This window comes from Chromohalobacter nigrandesensis, from assembly GCF_023061285.1.
In the GTDB taxonomy this organism is placed as follows: domain Bacteria; phylum Pseudomonadota; class Gammaproteobacteria; order Pseudomonadales; family Halomonadaceae; genus Chromohalobacter; species Chromohalobacter nigrandesensis.
Window position 1 is genome coordinate 1 of sequence record NZ_JAKGAM010000048.1, and the last position, 560, is coordinate 560.

1 protein-coding gene is annotated in these 560 nt (G+C 42.9%); it reads left to right on the forward strand.

The window, feature by feature from the left end; translation table 11 throughout:
* A partial coding sequence (locus tag L1073_RS17140) for a hypothetical protein (RefSeq protein ID WP_246901443.1) occupies window positions 1-520 on the forward strand: 520 nt, incomplete at its 5' end.
* Between the last annotated feature and the right edge of the window lie 40 nt (window positions 521-560).

Sequence of the window (560 nt, forward strand, 5' to 3'; positions counted from 1 at the left end):
GAGCTCAACGTATATATGGCTGATAATCGTTCCTGTGGCCGCAAAGGCTGCGTCTGGGTTAAATGAATCTTTAAGCTTTGAAGCGGGTGGAGCAACACACAATGTATCCCTTACATTGCCGTTCTCTTGGCAAATATTCTTCCTTTCGGCTCTTATGTTCGCAATTGGAAATATTCTATTCATCGTGGTTTCACCAAAATTCATACAGCTTTATTCAGATTTTGGTTACTTCACTCGATTGGGCGGGCGGATGGATCAATTGGAGGCACATAAAGACGAAGCCATGAAGGATTCGGAAAACCAGACGAAACGCCTTCAGGAGTTAGCTGGCATCAAAAAAAATGAGAAGTCGGAGCCAGAGCGATCAAAGGACCTGTTTTGGGCCCTGCATGAGAATTACAATGACAAATTCATTGTTAAGCGCTTCCTGGTTTCTCTGGTTTACCTTTTAGGCTTTCTTCTTTTTTCATGGGTTGCCTTGAGCAATGTATATTGGGCACTCAAAGGAATATTCTTCTAACAAGGCCAAGAACAAAGTGGATCGCTTCCTAAAGATGCAT